The sequence below is a fragment of the Tabrizicola sp. T46 genome, assembly GCF_057219895.1.
Genome location: NZ_JBXVVV010000002.1, coordinates 607,933 through 626,497 on the forward strand (window position 1 = coordinate 607,933; position 18,565 = coordinate 626,497).

The window sequence follows — 18,565 nt, forward strand, 5'->3', positions numbered from 1 at the left end:
GGTTCATGAACAGCCGCTGAGACAGGACTGTGTGTCGGCAGGTAGGTCGGTTGTGATCTCCTGTTTGAAAACAACGCCCGAAACCTCGTCGACGATGCGCACCCAGTCGTAACTTCCGTTCCGCAGTGCGGCGATGAACAAGGTCAGCACCCCACCTGCCGCTATGGCGAAACTCGCCCCAATTCGGTCAGGCTCGGTGCGCCGCTGCCGTCGTTGCGGACCATCTGCCAGATGGCATGCGTACCGTGATGGGAGCTGATGAAGTCTATGGCGGGGCGCAGTGTTCTGGAAAAAGGTTGGCGAGCCACGCCCGACGACCGCTTTGGCGACGCTGCTCCGCAGCGCAACACGAATGCTAAATGTCCGCTAAGGGCCGACAGTGACCGCGTTGACGCAAAAGGCGAAACCCCGTCGTTCGGGTTAGGGGCCGGTTATCGGTCCTGACCCTGACTCCAGAGTGCGGACGATCCAGGGAGGAGGTGGTCACGGCGGATTCCACGCAAAGAATCTGGCTTGGCAAACAAAGGTATTTCCGCTACTTAGTGACCATCAGGCCAGATTTGGCACCGGCATTCGCCTGTGATCGCAGGCACGCGTAGCAGTATTGTTTTACGTGCTAATGCCCAAACAGTCCAAATGCGCGCGCAGCGGTCCCGACTCTTGCAGTCTTGAGACGGCTCGCTAAGTCGATGAGGCAGTCTGATGCTTGTCCGACATCTACTCTTGATTGGCCCGACTAGGGAAATTGGGGGGCCCGGGTCCAATCCGATCGGCCTACACTGGCAAGAAGCCATGAATACTGCGACTTTTGTCGACAGGCGCAAAACGAAGCGGCTCTTGACGCCATTGAAGCGCAGCGTGGGAGTTCAGCCATGAAGGCCCGTGCTCAATTCTTGGCTCCTCTCACCATGGACGAGGCTGCGGTTGCCTTAGGTATCAGCCGGCGCATGTTGTCGGACACGCTCAGGCAGTTGCCCTTCTACGAGTTGCGCGGCATCAAGAAGGTCTTCTACCCCGAGCACATTGAGAAACTTCGTCGAGGGATGCACGAATGCGCCTCCAAATCAGGTGGGTCAACGGCTGGGCATATCTCCACGGCACCGGTCCCGATGGCGCCCGTATCCGCCGTGCTCTTGGAACTCGGGACGCTCGCCAAGCAGAAGAAGCCCGCGCGGCACTAGAAGCTCGGCTTTGGAAAACCGGACTCTATGGACCGGGGCACACCATTACCTTTGCGGAATGTGCCCTGGCCTATGCCAAGGATGGCGGAGAGGCCCGTTTCCTGGTCAAGGTCACCGAACAGCTTGGCTTCAGGCGGCTTCAGGATATCACCCCCAGGGATGTGCGCCAGGCGGCCCGTGACGCCTATCCTGGGGCCGCTCCGGCAACTCTGAACCGCCAAGGCATTGTCCCGGCGCAGGCCGTTATAAACTTCGGTCACGCTCAAGGCTGGTGCAACCAGATCCGTGTCCAGGCTTTTTCGGTCCCGAAGGTACAGAAGACGGCCGTCGATCGCTCCTACCTCGATGCCTTGCGGCCGCATCTTCCTGCCAACCTGTTTGCCATGATGCTCTTCATGCACACGACCGGCCGCAGGATCGGGGATGCCCTGGCACTCCACCCCAAGGACATCGACCTTGCACGTCTTCGAGTCCTTATCCGGGATCCCAAGAACGGCGTGCCTGCTCCGGCCTATCTTACGACCGAGATGGCCCAGCTGATGGCCGCCCTTCCAGAGACCCTGGGGCCGGTCTTCGGTTATGCTGCGCGTTCGAGCGTTTACGCCACGCTCCGCAGGGCATGCAAGAAGGCCGGCTTGCCTTATCTTGGCACTCACCAACCGGGGCGCCACAGCTACGCCACCACCTTGGACAATGCGGGCTGGTCAGCGAAGGCCATTGCTGATGCCGGGGGTTGGAAATCGCCAGCGTTGGTACAGAACACCTATACTCACCCGCAGTCGCCAGGACAAAGGGCCACGGACTTGTTTGACAAGAAAATGGCAGCCTCTAAGAAGGACCTGAGTAAAAATCAATAAAAGCAATATGATACAAACATCATTGACCCCCTTGGTAAGGGAGAGGTCGAGAGTTCAATCCTCTCTTGCAGCACCATTAAATCAATCAGTTACGTGATGAGCTGACTGTTCGATCCGTCGTCCGGTTCCGTTACGGTGCGGATTGGAATCGGAACCCTACCTGCCACGACTGATCAGGCCTGCAAAAGCGCTCGCAAGCAGCGGGACTTGGTCAAGCGATGCCTTTCTGAACGGATGATGGCGCGGTCTGGGTTGGGCCGGTGGGGCAAGGTTGCATCAGGCGGGCAAAGCACAAGGTCTGGCTCTCGCTTTCCCGGTGTAGGTCGAACATCTGCATGTCATCGTCCTTGACGAACTCAATGAACAACTGGTTCAGTGACTGGAAGACGACCTGGCCCAGGGTAAGCGGATCGAGGTCGGCCCGGATCAGAAAACGATTTCCCAGTTCCGTCAGAAGGTCGCAGACTTGGGCGGCCAGCATCGCGTCAAGCCGCGTGTAATGCCTTGAAAACGGCGTTCCAGGCGCCTCGATCGAAATCGCCATGGCCTTACGCCACATTTCCTTCGACAGATACATCAGCGAGTGGTCGTAATAGAGCCGGATCAGCCCTCCCAGGGCCAGCGAGAGGTCGGGCGGCGGGTTTTCGACCAGCGCGCGGCCAGCCTCGACCACTTCTTCCACTTCCATCGACACGATGGCGAGAAGGAGGTCTCCCTTGGTGGAGAAGTAGTTGTAGCAGGTACCGGTCGAAACCTCGGCCGCCGCGGCGATGTCTTCGATCCGCACCGCGTCATAGCCCTGCGCACGGAACAGATCCGACGCCGCCTTCAGGATCCGGCCGGTCCGGTCGGCCTTCTGTCGTTCGCGCAGTCCTGTCATCGCGTTCTCAGATTGCCCATTATTTGATGTTGACTTCAAAAATGAACGAACTCAATTCTTTTCTCAAGCGCCCCCGAGAGGCCCCTCAACACGGAGATGACGATGACCCGCACGCTGTCCGCCCTTGCCCTTCTGATGACGGCAACCCCCGGCCTTGCGCAGGAGTTGAACGCGCTGGTGTGGTGCGACCACACCGACCCTGCGCTGATCGAGCCGTTCGAGCAGCAGTTCGGCGTCAAGGTGAACCTCAAGGAATACGAAGGCACCGCAGCGGGTCTGGCGATCCTGGACCAGTCGCAACCGGGCGACTGGGATGTGCTGGTGATCGACGCCGTCGACGTCAAGCGCGCGGTCGAGGGGGGGCATCTGGCCGAACTGCCGGCCGATCAGTTGCCGACGGCGGACTTCTTTCCCGAACTGGTGATGGCCGAGAACAACACGGTGGGCGGCAAGACCTATGCCGTGACCGAGAAGTTCGGCTACAACACTATCTCCTACGACAAGACCAAGGTCGACCCGGCGGACATGCAGGATGTGGCCGCACTGACCGGCGGCAAGTACGACGGCCGAATCGGGATCTACGACTATTACCTGCCGGTGCTTGGCCTTGTGGCGCTGGGCCAGGGGATCAACACCGCCGACATCACCGCCGACAATCTTGCGTCGCTGAGGGACCCGTTGATGGCGCTGCGGGCGGCGTCCAAGCAGGTGTCGGATGTGGTCTCGGCCCAGACGGCGCTGGCGACGGGTGAAGTGGATATCGTCGTCGGCGGGGGCGAATGGCTGACCGCCGTGCTGGCGGCCGAGAACCCGAACCTCGACTGGACGATCCCCAAGCAGGGCGGCCTGCGCTGGGCGCAGTCGATCGGCGTGGTGGCCGGGTCCACCCAGCCGGACCTCGCGTTGGAGTTCGTGAAGTACATCACCTCGCCCGAAGGACAGGCGCGGCTGGCGACATCGTCCTGCTACTGGGGAATGCCGGCGAACGCTAAGGCCGGCGACGCCCTGACGCCGGAACAGAAGGCCGTGCTGCGCTGGGACGAGCAGCCCGAGTTCCTCAAGCGCGCGCAGCTCTACCCGATCCCCGACGCGGCGCTGGACACGGCGATGCAGGATCTCTGGACCGAGATGCTGGCACAGTGAGGTGAGCCTCGCCGCGCAGGACCGCCGCCAGGCCTGGGGTCTTCTGGCCCCCGCGCTGATCTGGACGGCGGCCTTCTTCATCCTGCCCTTCCTGGGGATGATCGCCCTGTCCTTCGCGCGGATGGAAGGGCGCGAGATCGTCAGCGGCCTTGATCCGGGCAACTACTCGCGGATCCTGACCGACCCCGCGATGCTGGGGGCCTTGTGGAACAGCCTTGAGATCACGGTCGTGGTGACGGTGATCTCCATCCTCCTGGCCTACCCCCTGGCAGCGATCATCGCCTTTCGGGTTCCCGCCCGCTGGCAGCGGCTCGCCCTTCTGATGGCCGTCCTTCCGTTCTGGACGTCCTATGTCGTGCGGTCCTATTCCTGGCTTCTCGTGCTTGGGCAGAACGGGGTGGTGAACGAGGCACTTCTCGGTATCGGGCTTATCGCCGAGCCCCTCGAGATCGCCTCAACCCGTTCCGCCACCGTGATCGGATTCGTCCATTTCTTCGTCATGCTGCTGACGCTGACGATCTATGCGAACCTGATCCAGCTTTCGCCCAACTACGCCCGCGCCGCGCAGGACCTTGGCGCCGGCCGTTGGCAGACCTTTGTCCATGTCATCCTGCCACTGACCCTGCCGGGCGTGATTACGGGCGCTTTCCTGACCTTTGTCCTCTGCATCGGCGACTACATCACGCCGCAGATCCTGGGCGGGAATGCCGAGCTCACGCTGCCGCAACTGATCATGCTTCAGCTGGGACGCAGCGGGAACTTTCCGTTGGCCTCCGCCCTGTCGGTGGTGCTGATGGCCGTGGTGACGCTGGCCTATTTCGCCAGTAGCCGCTGGCTTCGGCTGGACCGGGTGTAACCATGCGCTCGTCGATGCCTTCGGCACTCCTCGCTATCTTCTCACCGACGAGAAGCCGAAGGCGCACGAGGAGGGCGGCAGAATGATGCGCGTGCTGTCCTGGGCCTACCTCGCGCTCGCCTATGCCTTCGTGTTCCTGCCGGTGGTCGTGCTGGTGGCCTTCAGCTTCCAGGACGGGCGCCTGCCGGTGCCGCCGTTCAAGGGCGTGACGCTGGACTGGTATGCGAAAGTGCTGGGCAATGACGACCTGACCGCCGCCCTTCTCAATTCGCTTCTGGTGGCCATCATCTCATCGACCATAGCGCTGATCCTGGGCTTTCTCGCCGCCCATGCACTCGCCCGCGTGCGGCTCCCGGGATCGGCCCTGATGCGCGGCGTCCTGATCACGCCGATGACGGTCAGCTACCTGATCATCGCGCTTGGCCTGCTGAACCTGTTCAACCAGACCGGCATCCGGCTGTCGCTCTGGACCGTCGGCATCGGCCATGTCGTCATAAACCTGCCGCTCTGTTTTGCCATCACCTACGCTGCGATGGGCGACCACCAGAGGAACGCCGAACGCGCTGCCAGGGACCTTGGCGCACCGGAATGGAAAGTTCTGACCCTGATTTCTGCACCGATGCTCGCCATGCCGCTTGCGGCAGCCTTCTTCCTTTCGGTCACCTTCTCGTGGGACGAGTTCATCATCGCCTTCCTGCTCACCCGTTTTGACGTCACCCTGCCGGTCGAGATCTGGTCGATGCTGAAATCCGGGCTGTCGCCCGCCACCAACGCGGTCGGATCGCTTGTCTTTCTCGTCTCGATCGCGCTCGTGATCCTCTTTGAACTGACAGTCTTCCGGAAACGCCCATGACCGCCGCCGTCTCGATCATCAATGTCTCTCAACGCTACGGCAGCGCCCGCGCACTCGACCACATCAGCCTCGAGATCGAGGCGGGCGAGTTCGTCGTGCTGCTCGGCCCCTCTGGCTGTGGCAAGACCACGCTTCTGAGCATAATCGGCGGCTTTGCCGAGCCGACTGAAGGCCGCGTCCTGATCGGCGGCCGGGACATGGCAGGCGTCGCGCCGAAGGACCGGCCGACCACGACGGTGTTTCAGGACTACGCCCTTTTCCCGCACATGAGCCTGCGCGACAACGTGGCCTTCGGCCTGCGGATGCGGGGCATGGACAAGACGGAACGGGGCGCGAAGGCCGACCGGATGCTGGCGCTCGTCGGGCTCGAGGGGCGCGGCGATCGACGGCCGCATGAGCTTTCGGGTGGACAGCGGCAACGCGTCGCCCTGGCCCGGGCGCTTGCTGTCGAACCCGATGTTCTCCTTCTCGACGAACCCTTGGGCGCACTGGACCTCAAACTGCGCCGCCAGATGCAGGACGAGCTCAAGGCAATCCAGCGCCGGGTGGGGACGACCTTTGTCCATGTCACGCACGACCAGGAAGAGGCGATGGCGATTGCCGACCGGATCGTCGTGATGAACGCGGGCCAGATCGAGGATCACGGTCCCCCGCGCGAGGTGTACCTGCATCCGAAGACGCTGTTCAGCGCTAGTTTCATGGGCGAAGTGAACCGGATCGCCGTCGCCGACGGACACGCGCCTTTCGGCCCGGTCCCGGTGCAGGACGGAACACTTTGCCTGCGGCCCGAAGCGATTTCCACGACGGGCACGCTTCGTATCGGTCCGTGCCGGATCGAAGAGGCGGCCTTCTTCGGTACCCATGTCCGCGCCCATGTCTCACCCCTTGCAGCGACCGACTTGCAGCTGGTGGTGCATCTGCCGCAGTCTCAGGATGTCGAGGTCGGCGCGGTGCTGGACCTCGGGGCCGACAGCCACGTGGTACTGAACGCATGAGAGCGAAGGCAGAAGACTGGTGGCGGGTGCGTAGCGTCGGCGACGGGGTCACTCATATCGATGAGCCGAACATCCGCGAATTCTACCGCTGCAACGTCTGGCATGTCCGGGGCCGGGACAGCGACATGCTGGTGGACAGCGGGATGGGTGTCGTTTCCTTACGCGACCACGTCCCGCTTGTGACCGGGCGCCCGCTTCAGGCTGTCGCCAGCCACACCCACTTCGACCATGTGGGCCTGCATCACGAGTTTCCCTGTCGGCTCTGCCATGCCGCGGAAGCGAACCTTCTTCGCACGCCGACCCGGGAGAACACCTTTGCCGACAGGTATGTCACCGACGACATCTTCACGACCCTTCCGCCCGAACCCTACCGATCCGAGACCTACACAGTAGCGGCCGCCCCGGTTCAGCGCATCCTGTGGGACGGCGACGTCATCAGCCTGGGCGACCGCCGGTTCGAGGTGATCCACACACCGGGGCATTCCCCGGGCGGTATAGCGCTGTGGGAGGCGGCAACGGGCATCCTCTTCTCGGGCGACATCGTCTATGACGGGGAGCTGATCGAAGGGACGAGCGATCTTGAACGCTGGCAGTACATCGCTTCGATGGAGCGGCTGTTGCGCTTGCAGGTCCGGGTTGTGCATGGGGGTCATTTTCCAAGCTACTCTGGCCAGCGGCATCGGGAAATCATCCTCAAGTGGCTTCGGTCAAAGGGCCGGTAAAGCGCTCTTCGCATCCGCAAATCCCCGGCGAAGGTGTTTTCAGGGAAAGCCGCAAGGACCCGAGGACCCGCCTCGATCAGGATCACCCGGGTGTCGTCCGGGTCGATCCGGCGGACTTCCCTGCGCAGCGTGCGGTGGGCGAGTTCGGCGATGACACCCGCCAGCTCTACTCCCGTCGGTCCTCCGCCGATCGCCGCGAAAGTCATCAGCGCACGGCGGCGGTCTGGGTTCGACTTCGGTCCGCTCGAACGCCAGAAGGATGCGACGGCGGATCTGGGTCGCGTCTTCGAGCGTCTTCAGGCCCGGGGCGACGGCCGCCCAGTCCGTGTGGCCGGAATAGGCGGCAAACGACCCCGTGGCGATCACCAGCGTATCATGGGGGATTGGCTCTGCGCCCTGGACGATTTCCGACAGACAAACGTTCTGCAAGCCCTGAAGGAGATGACCGACGGCATCGGGCCGGACGCCGTGATCGTTGCGGTCGGAATGGAAGCCCTCGGCTTCGGGCTTGACGCGGTGCTCGACCGGATGAAGCAGTAGATCGGCCTTCCGGCCGACGACGCACATGTCCTTCGTGAGGCGATCATGGCCTGCCGGAAGAGCGGCCGGATCTCGGTCCCGGGCGTCTATGCGGGGTATGCGGATAAGTTTCCCCTGGGGGCTCTCATGCAAAAGGGCCTGCAGCTCGCGACCGGTCAGACCCATGTCCAGCGCTACATGGGCCAGCTTCTTCATCGGATTGGCGAGGGCGAAATCGACACCACCTTCCTGATCAGCCATCGCCTGCCCTTGGAGGAGGTTGCCGAAGGTTACCGAAGTTTGCGCGGCCAGCCGGACAGCTGGACCAAGGTCGTCATGCGCCCGTAAGCCAGAGCGCCGAACTTCCTTCGCAGGCAGCGAGGTCGCTCGATCTGCCGAATGAAGTCGGCGCGCCCTTTGAGGAAGGCGCGCCGCAAGATTCCTGCCTTCACCCGTCCGAAGGGGCGAACGGGGGACCTCAGGTCTGCTGCGGTCCCGGGAAGGGGAACTCGAGCGTGCGGGCGTTCAGGAACGCCTGCTCGTTGAAGCGCAGGAAGCGCATCGTATCGGCCCGGCTGGCGAGGTAGCTGTCCCAGATCCGGCGGGTCAGGTCGTCGCCGGTATCGTAGGATTCCTGGATCACCTCACCTGCGGCCTTGCCGAGGGCCTCGAGCACCGGACGCTCCAGACGGCGGAACTCGACGCCATGTTCGACCCGCAGCGTTTCCATCGCCCGGCCCGACTGAAGGTCGTATTCGACCTTCATGTCCTCGTGTCCGGCGTGGCAGGCCGCCCGGACGATCTCCTGCAAGTCGGCGGGAAGTTCCTGGAACTTGGCGGTGTTGAACATGGCCTGAACGGTACCGCCCGGTTCCTGCACGCCCGGGCCGTAGGAAAGCTTGACCACCTGATGGAAGCCCATCGGCAGGTCGTTGACCGGTCCGATGAATTCGGCTGCATCCACCGCACCCGACTGGAGGGCCGCGAAGATCTCGCCGCCCGGCAGAAGAACGGGCGTTGCTCCCAGCTTCTCAACCATCTTGCCGCCGAGGCCAGGCATGCGGATCTTCAGGCCCTTGAAGTCCTCGGGCGTGTTGATCTCTTTCTTGAACCAGCCGAAGGACTGGGCCGAGGTCTGGCCGGCAGGGATCGAAATGATGCCGAACTGGCTGTTCAGTTCGTCCCAAAGCTGCTGGCCACCGGCGTGCAGAAGCCAGGCGGCCTGCTCGTCGCTGGTCATGCCGAAGGGAACCGCGAAGAAAGCGGCGAGCATCGGGTGCTTACCGACGTGGTAGAAGCTGGCGTCGTGGCCCATTTCGGCAGTGCCGTCCATGACGGCGTCCATGCAGCCGAGGGCGGGGACAAGCTCGCCCGCCGCAAAGACGTTGATCTTCATGCGACCGCCCGACATCGCCTCGATCCGCCGCGCCAGCCGCTCGGCACCGACGCCGACGCCCGGCAGCCCCTTGGGCCAGGAGTGCACCATGCGCCATTCGATCGTGCCCTGCGCGATTGCCGGGGCTGCAAGCCCTGCTGCCGCGACAGCCGCCGTGCCGCCCAGCACCGATTTTGTCAGAAAGTCGCGTCTTTTCATTAAGTCCTCCCGCTGTTGATACCCTGGCGCGTCCCCTGACCCGCCGCGATGCCGGTGGAATTGGAGACGGATTGTCGCAGGGCAACGGAGAGGGCCCCGGAAAGTGGTGCTTTAGGAAAAAACTATCGAAGACTATCGATGAAAGCTAAATCGTTTAAAAAAATCTATCCGTCACCCTTGCAATAGCCAAGACCGCGGCGAATTAGCGCAGACGTGACTGGGCACAAACGCCCGGCAGGACACAACAGCGACCGCTCGATTGGGACCGCCTCCACTGGCCGTCCCCGTAAGCGCCAGGGGAGAGAGACAGAATGGGAGTTGCAGATGCCGGGCCCGAGCCCGGTTGGGTGCGCGCGTCGGCGCGGGTCGTCAGCGTGATCGACTTCATCTGCCGTTGGAGCGGCTATGTGGTCGCCTGGGCAGCACTGGCAACGGTGATCCTTTGCTTTTCCACCGTCTACCTGCGTTACGTCGTCGGTACGGGCCAGGTCTGGCTGCAGGAATCCTACATCTGGACCCATGTCGCGGTGATCGTTCTCGGTGCGGGCTACACGATGATGACCGGGGGCTTCGTGCGGGTGGACGTGTTCTACTCGCGCTGGTCCACCCGGAAGCGTGCGCTGTCTGACCTTGTCATGACGCTGGTGCTTCTGGTGCCGTTCCTGATCGTCTTCGGCACAGCCGTCTGGACCTTCTGGACCGCCTCATATGCCTCGGACGAGGGTTCGCTGAACCCCGGAGGGATGGGCAACTACTGGATCCTCAAGGCGACCCTTCTGGGCTTCGTCCTGCTGATCAGCCTGCAGGGCCTGGCTTTCGTGCTGCGTGGGCTGATGGTCCTAGCCGGGCATGAACGGCATGCACTTCACCATGGCGGCCACGGTGCCGAACAGACCAGTTAAGGCCAGGAGAGATACGAAATGGACGCGGCACTTCTTGGCCAGCTGATGGCTGCAGGTCTGTTCCTGCTGATCATCCTTTTCCTCATGTCAGGCTACATCGTGGCCTTTACCCTCGGCGGGCTTGCGATCCTTGTGGGCTTCGCGGGCATTGCGGTCGGGGCCTTCGACCAATCGCTCTTTGCAGCCCTTCCGAACCGTTTCTGGGGGGTGATCACCAACCCTGTCCTTGTTGCGGTGCCCCTCTTTGTTTTCATGGGGGTGGTCCTCGAGCGATCAGGCATCGCGGAGTCGCTCCTGACCACCATGGGCCAGCTTTTCGGGTCATTGCGCGGCGGGTTGGCACTTTCGGTCGTGCTGGTGGGCGCGCTTCTGGCGGCTGCGACGGGTGTTGTCGGTGCTACCGTGGTGACGATGGGGCTTCTCAGCCTGCCCGCGATGATGCGTGCAGGATATGACCCCAAGCTTGCCACCGGGACGATCTGCGCAGCCGGGACGCTGGGGCAGATCATCCCGCCATCGACCGTGCTGATCTTCCTTGCCGACATTCTGCAGGGTGCCAATTCGGCAGCGCAGCTCTCCCTCGGCAACTTCGCGCCGGATACCGTGTCGGTGGGCGACCTTTTCGCCGGGGCGCTGCTGCCGAGCCTTGTCCTGGTGGTGATGTTCTCACTTTACATCATCTGGAAGGCGATCTTCCAGCCGCAGACATGTCCGCCTGTTGCGATGACTGCGGCCGAAAAAGCCGGTCTTGGCCTTCGCATCGTTGGCGCGCTGATCCCGCCGCTTCTCTTGATCGTGTCGGTCCTTGGGTCAATCGTGAGCGGGGTCGCCACGCCCACCGAAAGCGCCAGCGTCGGCGCCGTGGGTGCGCTCTTCCTTGCTGCGGTGAAGCTCTTCGCCGATGCCTACCTTGGCGCCGAGGGCGACCCGAAGCGTGACATCCGGCTGTTCTGGTTCTGGCTGGTGGCGCTGATCGCGCTGGGGCTGACCGCATGGTTCTTCGGCGCAGCGGGCCTTCTGAACACGATGCTCGGCCTGCTCGGCCTTGCGCTTTTGGCAATCCTTGCGCGGGGCGACCTGCGGCGGAGCTACCTGCAGACGCTGTTCCATTCCTCGAAGTCAACCATGTCGATCACCTCGATGGTCTTCATCATCCTGCTGGGCGCCACGGCCTTTGCGCTGGTCTTTACCCAGCTTGGGGGCAGCGCGATGGTGCGGGGTTTCCTTGAAGGGATGCCGGGCGGCCAGGTCGGTGCGCTTCTGGTGGTCTTTGCGATCATCTTCATCCTGGGCTTCTTCCTTGACACCTTCGAGATCATCTTCATCGTGATCCCGATCACCGCGCCTGTCCTTCTGATCATGGGCGTCGATCCGATCTGGCTGGGGGTGATGATCGGCTTGCTTCTGCAGACCTCGTTCCTGACGCCGCCCTTCGGCTTCTCGCTCTTCTACCTGCGCGGAGTGGCGCCGCGGTCGATCACGACGCCGATGATCTATCGGGGTGTAGTGCCTTTCATCGTCATCCAGCTTCTGGCGCTGGCGGTGCTTTGGGTGTTCCCTGATCTGGCGACCTGGCTTCCGAACGAACTTTTCCGCTCGGATACGCCGGGAACAGAAGGAGCACCGCCCCCGCCGCCGTCTTTTGATGAAGGCGGTGGAGAGGATGAGTTCCTCTAACCATGCGCGACCTGCCAAGCCTGCGCCAACTGGAATACTTTGTGGCTCTGGTCGAGTCCGGTAGTTTCAAGGCAGCGGCGGAACACTGTGGCATCAGCCAGCCGTCGTTGTCGGTGCAGCTTGCGACGCTTGAGAAGCGCCTCGGCCAACGGCTGGTCGAGCGCGGCCGGTCGGGGGTTATCCCGACCCTTGCCGGGCGCGAGGTTCACGATCGCGCCCGTGCGATCCTTGAGGCCGCACAGGCCTTGGTGAATCAGTTCGACCTGCCACGCACCGGGATGTCGGGCACGATCCGCTTTGGTGCCTCAGGGACGCTGGGGCCCTATCTCCTCCCGCACGTCATCGCGCGGCTGCATGCCCGGCATCCCGAGTTGCAGCTGTTCATCCGCGAGGGAACGCCCGAGGCGCTTGCTGCGGGCCTTGCACGGGGCGACTACGACATGATCCTGGTGCAGCTGCCCTTGCGGGGTGACGTGAGGCCGATACGCCTGTTCCGCGAACCGCTGGAACTGGTCGTGGCCCGGGATCATCCCTTTGCCGGACGGGACCGCGTGCCGAGGGAGGAATTGCGCGAACAGACTGTCCTGTCCCTTGGCCCCGCCTTTGCGCTCCGCCAACAGGTTGCGGACCTGTGCGAGGCGTATGGGGCCCGGCTGCGGATGGACTATGAGGGAACAAGTCTTGACGCAATCCGCCTGATGGCCGGGATGAACATGGGCATCGCCTTCCTGCCGGCCCTCTATGTCAGGTCCGAGGTCGGACCGGATGACCGGGATGTTGCCGTGGTGTCGCTGGACGGACCGCGCATCCTGCGTTCGGTCGGGTTGGTGACACGCAGTGCCAGTGCCGACGACGCTGCCCCGCGCATCGCCCGGCTGATCCAGACCGTGGCCCGCGAGGTCTTTGCCGGGACACTTGTGCTGGAGCCGCTTTGAGTGCCGGGTGTCCAGGGGCCAGACAGAAGATTGGCCCGGTATCGGTTGGGTCAGCCGATCAGGTTTGCGGATCAAGCTGAAGAAGCTGCCTTGCTTGCGTTGGCGTGGCTACGGGGCGAGCATTCCGATCACAAAGCTCCACTACCCGACGCACCAAAGCGGCGTTTGACGGCGCAAGCGTAGTCCGATCCAGCCGGACGTTGTCCTCAAGCCCGGTGCGGGCATGACCGCCTGCCGCGACGCACCATTCGTTCAAGATGATCTGGGCCGGACCAATTCCGGCGGCGCACCATTCCGAGCCGGGGAGAAGTCGCTCGACGGTACGGATGTAGTAGTCGAAGACGTCACGGTCGGCCGGCATGGCGTTCTTGACGCCCATCACGAACTGAACATAGGCGGGGGCTTTAAGTCGCCCGTCGCGCTGCATGGCTGCCGCCTGATGGATGTGGCTGAGGTCGAAGCATTCGATTTCCGGCTTGATGCCATAGGTGAGCATCTCGGCCGCCAGCCAGTCGACCAGGTCTGGCGGGTTCTCGTAAACCCGGGTCGGGAAGTTGTTGGAGCCCACCGACAGCGAGGCCATGTCAGGCTTCAGCGGCAGCATTCCGCCCCGGGTCCTGCCCGCGCCGGACCGGCCGCCGGTCGAGAACTGGATGATCATGCCGGGGCAGTGATTTCTGATCCCCTCCTGCAGCCGGGCGAACCTTTCGGGGTCAGAGGACGGGGTTTCGTCGTCGTTCCGCACATGGGCGTGGACGATGGACGCCCCGGCCTCGAAGGCCTCGTGCGTGGATTCCACCTGCTCCGAAACGGTGATCGGCACGGCGGGGTTGTCGGCCTTTCGCGGCAGCGAACCGGTTATAGCGACGCAGATGATGCAGGGCTTGGTCATGCGGGGGCCAGAATGAAGTCATGCTCGACAAGAAAGAAGGGTTTGTCGAAGCCTGACTTCGCGATTTCGGTCGGATCGGTTACCCGGTCGAACCGGGCCAGCAGGCTTTCCTTAACCCCGAAGACTGCGTCGGACTTGATGTAGGGATCGTCCGGGTCGAAGATGTGCGTAACGAGGCGGGCATGGGCCTGGGCCTCGATGATGTAGTGGAGATGCGCGGGGCGGTAGGGGTGGCGGCCGAGCGCCTTGAGCAACTGGCCCACGGGTCCGTCATCGGGGATCGGGTAGAACCTGGGTTTAACTCCCTTGAACCAGTAACGGCCGTCCGGCCCGGTGCGGAAGACGCCGCGCAGGTTGAAGTCGGGCTGGATGCCCTTTTGCTGCACATCGTAGAAGCCTTCGTCATTGGCCTGCCAGACGTCGATCCTAGCGTTTGCCAAAGGCGTGCCGTCGGTGGACCGGACCGTTCCCCTGACAAGCATCGGCTCGCCCTTCTGGTCGAGGCAGATGTCGCTGCCCATCGGGAGTTCGGGTGCGTCGGCGACGTGGAAGGGGCCGAGCACGGTGGATTCGGACGCGCCCGAGGGTTTGCGGTTGTTGATCGCATCAACCAGCATCGAGACGCCCAGCACGTCGGACAGAAGGATGAACTCCTGCCGCCAGTCGGTACACATGTGGCCGGTGGCGGTCAGGAACTGGATCGCCTGGAACCATTCCGCTTCCGTCGGCTCTATCTCTTTCACAGCGGCATGGAGGTGCCTCGTCAGGATCGCCATGACTTCGGCCAGGCGGGCGTCCTTGGCCTTGCCGTTGCGGCTGATGACGACCTCGGCCGAGGTAGCTTCGGTGAAGAACCCTTGTTCGGTCATGTCAGTGCCCCAGGATGCTATGCAGGACGCGGGACAGATCGCCCGCCGGGTCTTTGCTGGCTGCGTGGCTGCGCCAGGCGACATGGTGGTCGGGGCGGATCAGGAGGCAGCCCCCATCCCTGATCTCGCGCACCTTGTGCCAGTCGCCGACATGGTCCTCGTAATCCGCGCGGGGGCCGATGGTCACGGCGCGGATCGGCAGGCCCAAGGACTTGCCCACGCTTTCCGCTGCCTTCACCCATCCCTCGCCACCGATGCCCGTCAGGATCGTGAACTGGCCCTTGCCGGTAAGGTCGAGCGTGGAGTGCTTCCCCCCGGCCCGGTCGTAGACCCAGGCATGCGGCAGCCGCGCGCCGGGGGCGGTGGTCGGGTGATAGTAAAGCTCCATGTTCTCGCCCAATGGTGCGGCAGGGCCGTCGCTGACGATCGCCTCGGAAGCATAGCGCTGGTTCATCTCGACCCCGTGGCAGTCGAATTCGTAAACCTTGAAGTCGATGGCCTTGCGCAGCGCCTCGCGCTGTTTCTCGCCGGCCTCCGTGGCATCGCAGCGCGCGGCCATGCTGCGTTCGATCCGGTCGTGGTCGACGCCGCCGTCCATGCCGAGCGCCTCGAAGATCGGGCCGAACTCGGCGATGGACTGGTTCGCGCGGGTGACGATCTGGCGGGCGATGGGTGCGCGTTCGGTTGAGTAGCTGTCCAGAAGCTTGGGCGTCGCCTGGCCCTTTACCACAGCGGCAAGCTTCCAGGCGAGGTTGAAGGCGTCCTGGATCGAGGTGTTCGACCCCAGGCCGTTCGACGGCGGATGCCGGTGGGCGGCGTCACCCATGATGAAGACGCGACCCGACTGCATGTGGGTAGCAAAGCAGTTGTTCACCGTCCAGGTATTGGCGGAGATGAGGTCGATCTCCAGATCGGGCACTCCGACAAGTTGCCGGGCGACCTGCGTTGCCATCGCCTCATCCACCACAGGGGCGGGCTGGTTGATATCGTAGCCCCAGACGATCAGCCATTGGTTCCAGGGTCGGACCATTCGGACGAGGCCCATGCCGATGCCACCCACGTCGGCGCCAGGCTGCATGACCCAGTAGAGGACCGACGGGCGATGCGCCACGTAGCGCGACAGGTCGGCGCGGAAGAGGATGTTCATCGACCCGCCAACACCCATCTTGCCCTCGAAGGGCAGGCCTGCGTGTTCCGCGACCAGTGAGTTCCCGCCGTCCGCGCCGACGAGAAACTTCGACCGCACAGTGAAGTCCTTCCCGGTCAGTCTGTCGCGGCAGGTGGTGGTGACACCATCGGCATCCTGAACGTGGCCAAGGTATTCGGTGGACATGCGCGACTGCGCGCCGCGGCGGCAGGCGGTTCCGAAGAGGATCGGCTCCATGAAGGTCTGCGGCAGGTCGTTCATCTCGCAAGGTGAAGCGCGAAGGTGGCGGGCCTTCGATTCAGGCGACGTGCCCCAGGATTGCATCCGCCCCAACTCTTCACCTGCAAGGGAGACACAGAACACGTTGTTCCCCATGAGTTCCTGGTGGGTCGCGTGCTTCATCGCCTCGTCTTCTACCTCGGGCCCAAGGTCGCGCAGCACCTCCATCGTGCGCTGGTTGGTGATATGCGCGCGCGGCGTGTTCGCCAGCCAGCGGTAGCGGTTCACGACCAGTGTCTCGACACCATAGGAGGCCAGAAGCGCTGCGGTGGCGCTGCCAGCCGGGCCGGTGCCAATAACAAGGACGTCGGTGGTGATGTCAGCCATCTTTGGCTCCTTCAAGGATGAGGCGGCGTTGGACGGGGAAAAGGGCAATGCCCGTGCGGTCGTGGATCAGACCCCAAAGCCCACGGGGGGCGAAGAGCATGGTGGCGATGGCGAGAAGGCCCAAGGCGAGGAGATACCAGCTGCCGTAGTCGGCGAAGGCGCTTTGCAGGCCCCAGAAGACGAGGACGCCGAGGATCGGGCCTTCCAGCCGCCCGATGCCGCCGATGACGGCGGTGAAGATGACGTACGCGGTCCAGTTGGTAACGCTGAACGCCGCGTCGGGGCTGATGCGGGCGGTCTGCATGTAGATCAGCGCTCCGACGAGGCCGGTCATGGTGGCGGCGGCGAGGAACACCGTCCACTTGACGCGCCTGGCATCGACGCCGACGGATCGAGCGGCGTTGTCGTTGTCCCGGACGGCCGCAAGTGCAAGGCCGGTGCGCGAACGGAGGAGTGAGTAGATCGCGGCCATCGTGGCAACCGCGAGTGCCAGGGCGAGCCAGTAGGCCAGCACGTCGCGGGCGGCTGCATCGCGCAAACCGAAAAGGTTGGCGATGGCCTCGACACCGATAATGTCCGAGGTAGCTTCGCGCGGTAGGGACGTGCCGGTGCCCCCGCCGAGCGTCTTCCACTGCGCGACGACAAGGCGGGTAACTTCGGCGATGACCCAGGTGCCGATGGCGAAATATGCCCCGGCTAGGCGGAAGGCGAAGAAGGCCATCGGGATGGCGAGGAAGAAGGCCGCGAGGCCTCCGAGGAGGATCGCGGGGACCGGGTCCCAGCCCCAGAGGATCACTCCCGCGAACATCGCATAGGCTCCGATGCCGACGAAGGCCTGCTGCCCGACGCTGACCATGCCGCCAAAGCCCGCGATCAGGTTCCAGAGCTGGGCGAGGGTCAGCATGGTGAGGATGAAGAACAGGTCCTGGATCAGGCTGCGCGGCGCGAAGGCGGGGAGGATCAGGCCGACGCCGATCAGCGCCAGGGCGGCTAGGCCGGCAATGGTCGAGGCGCGGGTGCGGGTGGTGACCTGGTGCATCTCAGTCCACCGCCCTTGGGAAGAGGCCACGGGGCCGGATCAGGAGAACGATCAGGAAGGCAATATGGCCGGCCAGGATCTGCCATTCCGGGTTGATCTGCGCCCCGAAGGTCTGGGCGACACCGATGATGGCGCCTCCGGCCAGCGTGCCCCAGAGCGAGCCGAGGCCGCCGATGATGACCGCCTGGAAGGCGTAGAGGAGGCGCGCGGGGCCGATGGAGGGGTCAAAGTTCGCCCGCATGCCGAGGTAGAGCGCAGCGAGGGTGACGATGACCATGGCAAGGCCGGTGGCGATGGCGAAGATGGATTTGGGGTTCAGGCCCATGAGGCTGGCAGTGGTTGGGTCGTCCGACACGGCGCGGAAGGCGCGACCCAGGGCGGTGGTGTAGAAGATGCGGTTCAGAACGAAGATCGCGGCGACGGCGGAGGCGAAGGTCAGAAGCGGCAGGGTGCCGACGGTGACGAGCCCCAGGTTGATTGAGGCGCTTTCTAGGGGGCCGACGGACAGGCGCTGGCTGTCGGCACTGAAGGCCTCCAGCATCCCGTTCTGGAGCGCGACGGAGAGGCCGAAGGTGACGAGGAGCGGCGGGAGGATGTCCTTTCCCAGCACCCGGTTCAGCACGAACCGTTGCAGCGCCCAGCCCACGGCGAACATGAGGGGCGCGGCGATCAGGGCGGCGAGGAAGGGGTTGAGGCCGAGGGTGGCGGTGATCAGGAGGATCGCGAAGGCCGCGAACACGATCAGGTCGCCGTGCGCGAGGTTGACGAGCCGCATGATGCCGAAGACGAGGCTGAGGCCTGCGGCGAAAAGGGCGTAGAGCCCACCGAGGAGGATGCCCTGGACGAGGACGTCAAGCCAGATCATCGGACGCCTCGTGGGTGGGGGGGGGTGTGAAAT

General features: G+C 63.7%; 18 protein-coding genes. 11 read left to right on the forward strand and 7 right to left on the reverse strand.

The features are described from left to right. Positions 1-1,051 precede the first annotated feature (1,051 nt). Positions 1,052-2,038, forward strand: coding sequence for a tyrosine-type recombinase/integrase (locus tag AC2D9V_RS10610; RefSeq protein WP_484714040.1), 987 nt, complete (start codon positions 1,052-1,054; stop codon positions 2,036-2,038). A gap of 211 nt (positions 2,039-2,249) precedes the next feature. Here the strand turns inward: AC2D9V_RS10610 and AC2D9V_RS10615 are convergent, their stop codons facing one another. Further along, positions 2,250-2,918 carry a TetR/AcrR family transcriptional regulator gene (locus AC2D9V_RS10615; protein WP_484714041.1) on the reverse strand — a complete coding sequence of 223 codons (669 nt, stop codon included), beginning with the start codon at positions 2,916-2,918 and terminating at the stop codon, positions 2,250-2,252. 102 nt (positions 2,919-3,020) lie between these two features. Between AC2D9V_RS10615 and AC2D9V_RS10620 the strand changes: the two genes are divergently transcribed. From AC2D9V_RS10620 to AC2D9V_RS10650, 7 genes are all read left to right on the forward strand, one after another. Continuing rightward, positions 3,021-4,061, forward strand: a complete 1,041-nt coding sequence (locus AC2D9V_RS10620) for a polyamine ABC transporter substrate-binding protein (RefSeq protein WP_484714042.1) — start codon at positions 3,021-3,023, stop codon at positions 4,059-4,061. 1 nt (position 4,062) lies between these two features. After that, complete coding sequence (locus AC2D9V_RS10625) at positions 4,063-4,917, forward strand: ABC transporter permease (RefSeq protein ID WP_484714043.1); 855 nt, start codon at positions 4,063-4,065, stop codon at positions 4,915-4,917. Between the two features lie 82 nt (positions 4,918-4,999). Continuing rightward, complete coding sequence (locus AC2D9V_RS10630; RefSeq protein WP_484714044.1) at positions 5,000-5,770, forward strand: ABC transporter permease; 771 nt, start codon at positions 5,000-5,002, stop codon at positions 5,768-5,770. Further along, a complete protein-coding gene (locus tag AC2D9V_RS10635) occupies positions 5,767-6,765 on the forward strand; it encodes an ABC transporter ATP-binding protein (protein ID WP_484714045.1) in 999 nt (332 codons plus the stop codon). The genes AC2D9V_RS10630 and AC2D9V_RS10635 overlap by 4 nt, the downstream gene beginning before the upstream one ends. After that, on the forward strand, positions 6,762-7,487 hold the full coding sequence (locus AC2D9V_RS10640) for an MBL fold metallo-hydrolase (protein ID WP_484714046.1): 726 nt from the start codon (positions 6,762-6,764) through the stop codon (positions 7,485-7,487). Before AC2D9V_RS10635 ends, AC2D9V_RS10640 begins: the two co-directional genes overlap by 4 nt. A 150-nt stretch (positions 7,488-7,637) precedes the next feature. Further along, positions 7,638-8,027, forward strand: a complete 390-nt coding sequence (locus tag AC2D9V_RS10645; protein WP_484714047.1) for a hypothetical protein — start codon at positions 7,638-7,640, stop codon at positions 8,025-8,027. A gap of 126 nt (positions 8,028-8,153) precedes the next feature. Then, positions 8,154-8,354: a hypothetical protein gene (locus tag AC2D9V_RS10650; RefSeq protein WP_484714048.1), complete on the forward strand. Its 201-nt coding sequence runs from the start codon at positions 8,154-8,156 to the stop codon at positions 8,352-8,354. A gap of 130 nt (positions 8,355-8,484) precedes the next feature. Here the strand turns inward: AC2D9V_RS10650 and AC2D9V_RS10655 are convergent, their stop codons facing one another. Next, complete coding sequence (locus AC2D9V_RS10655) at positions 8,485-9,600, reverse strand: TRAP transporter substrate-binding protein (protein WP_484714049.1); 1,116 nt, start codon at positions 9,598-9,600, stop codon at positions 8,485-8,487. A gap of 311 nt (positions 9,601-9,911) precedes the next feature. On the opposite strand from AC2D9V_RS10655, the gene AC2D9V_RS10660 reads away from it, so the two are divergent. The 3 genes from AC2D9V_RS10660 to AC2D9V_RS10670 are packed head-to-tail and all read left to right on the forward strand — an operon-like array spanning position 9,912 to position 13,114. Continuing rightward, positions 9,912-10,502 (forward strand): TRAP transporter small permease subunit, encoded by a 591-nt coding sequence (locus tag AC2D9V_RS10660; RefSeq protein ID WP_484714050.1) that lies wholly within the window; start codon positions 9,912-9,914, stop codon positions 10,500-10,502. Positions 10,503-10,520: 18 nt separating this feature from the next. Then, entirely contained in the window at positions 10,521-12,179 is a 1,659-nt protein-coding gene (locus tag AC2D9V_RS10665) for a TRAP transporter large permease (protein ID WP_484714051.1), read from the forward strand. 2 nt (positions 12,180-12,181) lie between these two features. Further along, positions 12,182-13,114: a hydrogen peroxide-inducible genes activator gene (locus tag AC2D9V_RS10670; RefSeq protein WP_484714052.1), complete on the forward strand. Its 933-nt coding sequence runs from the start codon at positions 12,182-12,184 to the stop codon at positions 13,112-13,114. A gap of 58 nt (positions 13,115-13,172) precedes the next feature. Here AC2D9V_RS10670 and AC2D9V_RS10675 read toward each other — a convergent pair whose 3' ends face one another. The 5 genes from AC2D9V_RS10675 to AC2D9V_RS10695 are packed head-to-tail and all read right to left on the reverse strand — an operon-like array spanning position 13,173 to position 18,532. After that, positions 13,173-14,006, reverse strand: a complete 834-nt coding sequence (locus AC2D9V_RS10675) for a 3-oxoadipate:acetyl-CoA acetyltransferase (protein ID WP_484714053.1) — start codon at positions 14,004-14,006, stop codon at positions 13,173-13,175. Further along, entirely contained in the window at positions 14,003-14,875 is an 873-nt protein-coding gene (locus AC2D9V_RS10680; RefSeq protein ID WP_484714054.1) for an intradiol ring-cleavage dioxygenase, read from the reverse strand. Before AC2D9V_RS10680 ends, AC2D9V_RS10675 begins: the two co-directional genes overlap by 4 nt. Before the next feature lies 1 nt (position 14,876). Next, positions 14,877-16,628 carry an FAD-dependent oxidoreductase gene (locus tag AC2D9V_RS10685; protein WP_484714055.1) on the reverse strand — a complete coding sequence of 584 codons (1,752 nt, stop codon included), beginning with the start codon at positions 16,626-16,628 and terminating at the stop codon, positions 14,877-14,879. Next, on the reverse strand, positions 16,621-17,667 hold the full coding sequence (locus AC2D9V_RS10690; protein ID WP_484714056.1) for a branched-chain amino acid ABC transporter permease: 1,047 nt from the start codon (positions 17,665-17,667) through the stop codon (positions 16,621-16,623). Before AC2D9V_RS10690 ends, AC2D9V_RS10685 begins: the two co-directional genes overlap by 8 nt. Before the next feature lies 1 nt (position 17,668). Continuing rightward, a complete protein-coding gene (locus tag AC2D9V_RS10695) occupies positions 17,669-18,532 on the reverse strand; it encodes a branched-chain amino acid ABC transporter permease (protein ID WP_484714057.1) in 864 nt (287 codons plus the stop codon). Positions 18,533-18,565 lie beyond the last annotated feature (33 nt).

Excerpts from the sequence above, each read along its gene's own strand:
- AC2D9V_RS10610 (WP_484714040.1), top strand. The coding sequence starts at position 1,052 with ATGCGCCTCCAAATCAGGTGGGTCAACGGCTGGGCATATCTCCACGGC.
- AC2D9V_RS10615 (WP_484714041.1), bottom strand. The coding sequence starts at position 2,918 with ATGACAGGACTGCGCGAACGACAGAAGGCCGACCGGACCGGCCGGATC.
- AC2D9V_RS10620 (WP_484714042.1), top strand. The coding sequence starts at position 3,021 with ATGACCCGCACGCTGTCCGCCCTTGCCCTTCTGATGACGGCAACCCCC.
- AC2D9V_RS10630 (WP_484714044.1), top strand. The coding sequence starts at position 5,000 with ATGATGCGCGTGCTGTCCTGGGCCTACCTCGCGCTCGCCTATGCCTTC.
- AC2D9V_RS10635 (WP_484714045.1), top strand. The coding sequence starts at position 5,767 with ATGACCGCCGCCGTCTCGATCATCAATGTCTCTCAACGCTACGGCAGC.
- AC2D9V_RS10640 (WP_484714046.1), top strand. The coding sequence starts at position 6,762 with ATGAGAGCGAAGGCAGAAGACTGGTGGCGGGTGCGTAGCGTCGGCGAC.
- AC2D9V_RS10645 (WP_484714047.1), top strand. The coding sequence starts at position 7,638 with ATGACACCCGCCAGCTCTACTCCCGTCGGTCCTCCGCCGATCGCCGCG.
- AC2D9V_RS10650 (WP_484714048.1), top strand. The coding sequence starts at position 8,154 with ATGCAAAAGGGCCTGCAGCTCGCGACCGGTCAGACCCATGTCCAGCGC.
- AC2D9V_RS10655 (WP_484714049.1), bottom strand. The coding sequence starts at position 9,600 with ATGAAAAGACGCGACTTTCTGACAAAATCGGTGCTGGGCGGCACGGCG.
- AC2D9V_RS10660 (WP_484714050.1), top strand. The coding sequence starts at position 9,912 with ATGGGAGTTGCAGATGCCGGGCCCGAGCCCGGTTGGGTGCGCGCGTCG.
- AC2D9V_RS10665 (WP_484714051.1), top strand. The coding sequence starts at position 10,521 with ATGGACGCGGCACTTCTTGGCCAGCTGATGGCTGCAGGTCTGTTCCTG.
- AC2D9V_RS10670 (WP_484714052.1), top strand. The coding sequence starts at position 12,182 with ATGCGCGACCTGCCAAGCCTGCGCCAACTGGAATACTTTGTGGCTCTG.
- AC2D9V_RS10675 (WP_484714053.1), bottom strand. The coding sequence starts at position 14,006 with ATGACCAAGCCCTGCATCATCTGCGTCGCTATAACCGGTTCGCTGCCG.
- AC2D9V_RS10680 (WP_484714054.1), bottom strand. The coding sequence starts at position 14,875 with ATGACCGAACAAGGGTTCTTCACCGAAGCTACCTCGGCCGAGGTCGTC.
- AC2D9V_RS10685 (WP_484714055.1), bottom strand. The coding sequence starts at position 16,628 with ATGGCTGACATCACCACCGACGTCCTTGTTATTGGCACCGGCCCGGCT.
- AC2D9V_RS10690 (WP_484714056.1), bottom strand. The coding sequence starts at position 17,667 with ATGCACCAGGTCACCACCCGCACCCGCGCCTCGACCATTGCCGGCCTA.
- AC2D9V_RS10695 (WP_484714057.1), bottom strand. The coding sequence starts at position 18,532 with ATGATCTGGCTTGACGTCCTCGTCCAGGGCATCCTCCTCGGTGGGCTC.